This is a genomic window from Erwinia mallotivora (assembly GCF_000590885.1).
GTDB lineage: Bacteria > Pseudomonadota > Gammaproteobacteria > Enterobacterales > Enterobacteriaceae > Erwinia > Erwinia mallotivora.
On record NZ_JFHN01000063.1, the window covers coordinates 175,229 to 182,652 of the forward strand.

The following is a 7,424-nucleotide window of genomic DNA, read 5'->3' on the forward strand; positions in this document are numbered from 1 at the left end:
AGTTATTTGGAATTGGCTATATTTTATACAGTTAATTTTGGGGACCGGGGGGATAACGTGCAAAGAAAGTTGCTGGAAGCTTTGCCTTTTTTGGCTGGAGAGACTTCAGCTCGCCGGTGGATATGTCTTCAGGAAGATCTGCTACGGGCTCCGAATACCATCAGTGCTTATGCGCGTGGGGTCAATGACTGGCTTGCATTTTGCCAGGCCTGTGGCCTGACGGCAATCGACGCCGGGCATGATACGGTCGCACTGTATATCCGCCGTCTGCACGCAGGTCGTCACCTCTCCGCGGCCACTCTTCGTCACCGGCTGACGGTGGTGAGACTTTACAGCGACTGGCTTTGTGAGGAGGGACTCCGGGAAAAAAATCCAGTCAGAAGGGGGAGCTGGAAAAATAACGGGAAGGGAAAACCAGGCATAGTCCCTGTACAGCGGCGACTGCCGTGGATCCCGGATGATGGGGACTGGCTGCATTTTCTTACGGTGGCCGCGCAGGCGGACACCCGGACCCGTTTTATGCTGGCGCTGGCTTACGACTGCGGATTGCGCCGGGAAGAACTCTGTACGGTGTCTACCGGTGATGTCGATCCATCCCGGCGGTTGCTTACAGTGCGCGCAGAGCATACCAAAAATCGTTTTGGCCGGGTGGTTCCCTATTCCCCTGTGACCGGCGAGCTCTACGCGGCCTGGCTGGCTGAGCGCCGTATGCTGAGCATATCCCGTGGCCCGCTGTTTCTGTCGCACTCTCCCCGTAACAGGGCAGACCCCATCAGTAACTGGACATGGTCGAAAGTAGTACGCGGGCTGGCCCTCAAAGCCGAACTGCCGCTCATCAGTACCCATACTTTCCGGCATCTCTGCCTGACGGAACTGGCCCGTGCCGGCTGGGATATCCATGAAATTGCCGCATTTGCCGGCCATCGTCGCATCCAGTCAACGTTGCTGTATATCCATCTCAGCGCACGCGATCTGAGCCGCCGTTTCAACTGCACGGTGGCATCTTTACATACCCGCCGCCTCGAGGCGCTGCAACCGCAGGACTCTTTACCATGATGCGATCCGAACAGACGGCACCTTGTCCTGAAGCGCCACTCAGTTTTCCTGATCCCCTTTGGGATACACGGCCTGAATTCGTTGCGGGTGAACCTGAGGCGCTGGATGCACTGGTCAGCCACTTCCGGCAGGGCGGCAAAAACTGGCCACCTTCCGTGTTGAAACCGCTTTCCCGTCTCCTCCTCCCTCTGCGTCACACGCTGATCGGGATGCATGCAGCGAAAGCGCCATACAATTCATCCATCCATGATATCACCCTGGAGATGCACCGTACCCGGAAAACATACTGGGCCTGGTCAGCGGACGAATGGTCTGCGGTTATCTGTCGCACTGAAGGTGAATTTCGGCAGCGATTTGGTGCCAGCGGCAACTGCCGACAATATGTTATGGCGCTGGCCTGGCTGCTCTGTGGGTTTGGACGACTGGAATACTGCGGCGTATTCTATCAGTATCGTCTCTGCCTTAAAGTGTTTGGCCGGCAGGCTACTGATGATGCCGTTCGCTGGCTTGATAAAATTATGCAGAAAATGGGATATGTCCCCCTTGACGGTCGAAATAACGGGGTCAGAAATGCGATGTGTATGGCGATGCTCATACAGCGCGAGTCGGCCCCTGATAAGTTGAAAATTGAGGTACTGAAGCACATTTCAACTGTGGGGCCAGCTTATCTTCGCGAAGCCTCCGCCACCCTGTCACGCATACTGGCGTCGGAGGGAGTTTTCGCTGAAGGATTTGAACACCGGATAACGCAGCGACGTCGCCCTGTGCGCGAATATATTGCTGTGGCCGATGTTCCTGCTGAATGGCTTTCCTGGTGCGAACGATGGCGCGCAACATCGGTTCTGCGACCCTCATCAGTCATGTCTGGCTGGTATGTCCTGCTGAAATGCGGCCGCTGGCTGGCAGAGTGCCATCCGGGTTGTGTGTCACCATCCAGCTGGACGCGGGAAACGGCAATGGCCTGGGTCACTGCTGTGTGCAGCATGAAAGTGGGCGAGTGGGCTAACCCCGGAGGTATGTACCGAGACAGGCTGGGAAAAATGATGATGCCGGCAGCCCGAACGAGAATACTGGGCCAGATGCAGACGTTCTTTCGTGATCTTCAGGAATGGGGATGGATACCGGTTAAGTTCAGCCCGGAACGAGTGCTGAGAACACCGAAAAGCCTGAGTACGCAGATTGGTCCCGATCCCCGTATTGTGAGCGATGAGCTCTGGTGTAAATTAATTCACGCAGGGCAGAACCTGCAGGAGACAGATTTACCCAGCTGCGTCGGGTATCCTTATTTTTATCCGCTTGAGATGGTCAGGGCGCTAAGTGTGCTCTGGCTGTTTGGCGGCCTCAGACGTGATGAAATTCTGCGTATGCGGTGCGGCTGTATCCGCTGGCAGATCTCAGAAGAAAATGACGAACAACGTATTTGTCTGCTGGATGTTCCGATCAGTAAAACTTACGCGGCGTTCACAAAACCGGTGGACCCTGTAGTTGGAGACTGTATCGAACGCTGGGAACAGGTTCGTAGCCTGCAGGCGCTTCAGGAAGACCCAAAGACTGGCGAGAGTGTGCATTTTCTTTTTATGCACCGGGGAAAACGGGTGCACGGAAGCTACATCAATAAATCGCTCATCCCGTTGTTGTGTAAAAAAGCGGGTATACCTGAGCAGGATGCCAGAGGCAGGTTCACCAGCCACCGTGCAAGAGCGACAATCGCCAGCCAGCTTTATAATGCCCGCGAACCGCTTGATATTCTTGAACTGCAGAAATGGCTGGGCCATGCTTCGCCGGAATCCACCCGCCATTATGTTGAGATCACACCAACCCGTCTTGCCGGCTCACTCGGGAAAGCCGGTTACTTTGAACGCAACCGTCGCATGGTTTCTGTGTTGATCGACCAGAATGCAATCCGGGCAGGTCTTCCCCAAACCGGAGAACCCTGGCGTTATTACGACCTGGGGCACGGTTTATGCAGCTATGATTTTTTTGAGCAGTGCCCACATCGTATGGCCTGTGCGAAATGCTCATTTTATCTGCCTAAGAATTCCTCTGAAGCGCAATATCTTGAGGGAAAACACAACCTGATAAGAATGCTGCAGGAAATACCGCTGACGGAAGTCGAACGGGCAGCTGTGGAGGATGGCATTGAGGCGATGACACGACTGACGAATTCTCTCCAGAAAGTAGCCACACCGGGATGAATCAAACGAAACGTTATCGGCAAAATGCTCTGAGCGTTATTATATGGTTATCCTTTGATATATCTATTTTATAAGTCAGACAGAATGGGGCGTATCGTCTTTCCGGAATAGCCGGACCAGTTTATCAGATCAATAATCAGTCAGGACTGACAATTTTACTGTCTTAAGTGAGAACTTTGCTTCTCCATGCTATAAGTACGCATTCAGTAACTAGATGATTTTATTTAATTATTTACTCTTTGATTAATTCAATATGATTTTATTTATTATTTTTAATGAATATGGCTTTAGATAGCCTCTCAGAAAAAATACATGTTATTTTTATTTATTTTTGACGCACTGAATAAAAATGAAGCATTTAACAAGATTAAAATAAAACACAGGAATTGATATTCATCATACAAAGAAAATTCCAGTCTAGATTATCTGTTTTTATTTAACTATTTATCCTTTATCTTAATAGATTACTAAAATCCACTTTTATCTTAAAATAGAAAAAATATTAAATAAAATAGAACCAGTTCAAATGCACATAGAAATATATTATGACTTGTTGATCCAGCCATAAATATTGCAAAGCTGCGTCATGGAAAAAAATGGGTAACATTGGCACAATATTTGTGCTAATGCTGCTCTGTAGCTAGGGAAATTTCGTTGCAAAAGAAGCATAATTTTTGTGGTTTGCAAAGAAATCTGCGAAAGAAATTCTGGTTAGGCCCTTCTTTTCTGGCTAATGCTGGATGCGCAGAGTGGAATACTTTGACCTCTAACATAGCTGTTCCGAATAATGGTTCACCTGGTAACGTTTGGCGATTATTTCATTGATCATTACTACAACTCTGGAACCTAGATATTAGTGGATTTCGTGATGCGAAGCTGATGATCTCTTGTGCCACGAGGCTACGTAATGTGTTGTGGTATTAGGAACAATTATTTCGAGGGGGCGAAATGGATAATTATGATCGGCTGGATGCCAGCTAATTGCATTGGAATCACTGGTCCAATAGTCCGAGCACTACCTTAATCATACTAATGATTTTGATTTCAATACAATAGTCTGGCTGGTGAAGCGCCCTGATTGTAAAGCAGGTGCTGTACTCAGTTGTCAGCAGACGCTGGCGTGGGCTGAAGCAGAATCTGAAGTTCCGGATTTTGCTTCAGCCTATCTACTCGCCATGAGTTAATCATGTTGAACGGCTGTGGCAGGGGCTACACGAAAATATCACAGAAATCATCTGTGTCGGTCAATATGGCTGTTACTGAGAAAGTCCGCCACTTTAAAGTTCATTGCCGGGTGGCAACCACAGACTGGAAAAAGTCTAGAGATATTAGGAAGTAAAATATTTAGACAACCATATAAAATTTTTATTAAAAAATTAATTTGACATTCTTTAAAGACAGGAGTGTCATAGTAATGAAGCTCAATTCTGATTAACTGATAAAGGAATTCTTGCTTTTTTCTGATTTATATTAATTTGTATTACTGAAATTTTCATCAATAATGAGCATTTCGATAATATTTATTATTGTATCTAGTTATATAGATACAAATACTTTCTGCTAAGTTAATAAGTTAAAGTCTGGAGAATGGTATGAGCAAGTCTCAGTCTTTAAAAAATTTTATTGATGACATTGACATGTCATCCCCTGACTTCTACCTGAATACCAACATTCACGATGTATGGAAAAAACTACGTCAGGAATGTCCTTTAGTCTGGCATCCTGCGCTAAAAAACACCCCAGGTTTCTGGGTTGTAACATCTTATCAACTCGCTGTCTCGGTCTATAAAAACAGCGAGGTGTTTTCATCATCGTCTGGGAATATTATGGAGACCCTTCTCAGCGGTGGAGATTCAGCCGGGGGAAAGATGTTACCTGTTTCTGATGGTGAACGTCATAAAATTTTACGAAAAGCAATTTCTTCATATTTTTCAGTTTCGAAGTTAGCGAAAATCAAGTCTGAAATCAAAATAAACGTAATAAATCTTATTAAAGATTCATTGAATGGCTCGTCTTTCGATTTCGCGGAAAAAATATCCAACATTATCCCCATCATGACAATATGTCAGATCATTGGTGTGCCTGATAAAGACAGGCCATTACTTTATGAAATGGCCTGTAAATGTATTTCTTCTGAGAAAAAGGTGTTTAATAAACATGAATCGGTGACGGCTCGAAATGAGTTATTGATGTATTTTCTGCGACTTTACAAGTCCCGGTTAATGGACACAGGTAGTAATAAAGACGACCTTCTGAGCCATTTAATCGGACTATGTGACGGCGAATTAAGGATGACGCAGACAGAACTCATTTACAACTGTTACAGCCTACTTCTCGGAGGTGATGAAACCACTCGTTTGACCCTGACAGGGTTGGTCAAGCTGTTCTGTGATTATCCGCAAATCTGGCAGGAGTTAAAAGAGGGCAGTGTCAGTCCGGTACATGCCTGTAATGAAATACTTCGCTGGACATCAGTGGCCAGGCATGCAGGACGTACAGCAATGACAGACTATGAGCTTGCAGGAAAAACAATTGAACGTGGAGACCTGGTATTCATTTTTAACAGTTCTGCAAACTTTGATGAAACGATCTTTATTCTCCCTGAAATACCCGATCTGAACAGAACTCCTAATAAACATTTATCATTTGGTTACGGAAACCATTTTTGTTTGGGAGCCAACTTAGCACGTTTTGAGATCGAATCATTAATGGAGGCTTTAAGGCTTCTCATTAGTGAAATAACGCTGGTATCAATTCCGCAGCCAGTCTACTCAACTTTTTTATCAGGCTATAACAGCCTGCCGGTGAAATTATCCTAACCAGGACGCTCACCACTGAGTATCCAGACAGGCTTACTAAAAACCGGAGTAATGTCATGAAACCACAGCAATCGGCACCCGCCGTCCCGGCATTTCAGGGCTGCGTTCACGTGATGTTTGAGGCGCACGCGGCGCGGACACCGGACGCGACCGCCGTCGAGTGCGGCACGGAGACGCTCACCTACGGCGAGCTCAACGCCCGGGCCAACCGCCTGGCCCGCCACCTCATGACCCTCGGCGTCTGCCACGGCGACGTGGTGGCTATCCTGCTTGAACGGTCTGCCGCCCTTGTCGTGGCCCAGCTGGCCGTGCTCAAGGCTGGCGCCACTTACCTCCCGGTTGACACGGTGACACCTGAGCCCCGCCTGAAATTCATGCTTGAGGACTCAGGTGCCACCGCGCTGGTGAGCAGGGGAAAAATACCGGACCGCCTGTTTGCCGGCGTGATGGTGGACATTACCGAGCTGCCTACCGACGCCGGAGATGTCCGCAGCGCCTTCCCTGACGGCGGCGTTCCTGACGTTGCCTGCATCATGTACACTTCCGGCTCCACCGGGCAGCCCAAGGGCGTCATGGTCACACATCCGGGCATTGTCCGGATTGCGGTTAACAACGGTTACGCCGGCTTCTGCCGGACGGATCGTATTGCGTTTGCGTCGAATCCGGCTTTCGACGCCGTCACCATGGAAATCTGGGGAGCACTGCTCAACGGCGCGAGTCTGGTAACGGTCCCGCAGGATACACTGCTGGAGAGTGCTCCGCTCGGGGCGTTCATCCGCGACCGGAACGTCTCGGTGCTGTTTCTGACCACCGCGCTGTTTAACCGCCACGCCGCCGCTATACCGACGGCGCTGGCCCGGCTGCGCTACCTGCTCAGCGGCGGAGAAAAAGCCGATCCGGCGATGTTCAGCCGCGTCCTGGCCCGGGGCGGTCAGGTGTGCATTGTCAACGGATACGGCCCTACTGAAACCACCACCTTTGCCACCGCACACGCCGTTCAGCCGGGGACGCCGGAGACCAGAGACGTCCCTCTGGGCCGCCCGATCGCCAATACGCGCGTCTACGTGCTGGACGGCCGGGGCGAGCCGGTGCCCCCCGGCGTCCCCGGCGAGATCTACGTCGGCGGGGCCGGCGTCGCCCGCGGCTACCTGAACCGCCCTGAGCTCACGCAGGAGCGCTTCCTCCCGGACCCCTTCACCGGCGAAGGCCGGATGTACCGCACCGGCGACCGCGGCCGCTGGCGCCCGGACGGGACGCTGGAGTACCTGGGGCGCCTCGACGACCAGGTCAAGATCCGCGGCTACCGCATCGAGCCCGGCGAGGTGGAGGCGCAGCTGCTGCGCTGCCCCGGGGT

4 protein-coding genes are annotated in these 7,424 nt (G+C 50.2%); all 4 read left to right on the top strand.

Going from position 1 to position 7,424, the window contains the following annotated elements; translation table 11 throughout:
* Window positions 1–57 precede the first annotated feature (57 nt).
* On the top strand, window positions 58–1,056 hold the full coding sequence (locus BG55_RS17120) for a tyrosine-type recombinase/integrase (RefSeq protein ID WP_034940007.1): 999 nt from the start codon (window positions 58–60) through the stop codon (window positions 1,054–1,056).
* Window positions 1,053–3,251, top strand: a complete 2,199-nt coding sequence (locus BG55_RS23325; RefSeq protein ID WP_084276350.1) for a tyrosine-type recombinase/integrase — start codon at window positions 1,053–1,055, stop codon at window positions 3,249–3,251. The genes BG55_RS17120 and BG55_RS23325 overlap by 4 nt, the downstream gene beginning before the upstream one ends.
* A gap of 1,592 nt (window positions 3,252–4,843) precedes the next feature.
* A complete protein-coding gene (locus tag BG55_RS17130; protein WP_034940009.1) occupies window positions 4,844–6,070 on the top strand; it encodes a cytochrome P450 in 1,227 nt (408 codons plus the stop codon).
* A gap of 56 nt (window positions 6,071–6,126) precedes the next feature.
* Window positions 6,127–7,424 (top strand): amino acid adenylation domain-containing protein (locus BG55_RS17135; RefSeq protein WP_034940010.1); only part of this gene is annotated, 1,298 nt, incomplete at its 3' end.

Coding starts and splice junctions, on each gene's coding strand:
- BG55_RS17130 (WP_034940009.1), top strand. CDS start 4,844: ATGAGCAAGTCTCAGTCTTTAAAAAATTTTATTGATGACATTGACATG.
- BG55_RS23325 (WP_084276350.1), top strand. CDS start 1,053: ATGATGCGATCCGAACAGACGGCACCTTGTCCTGAAGCGCCACTCAGT.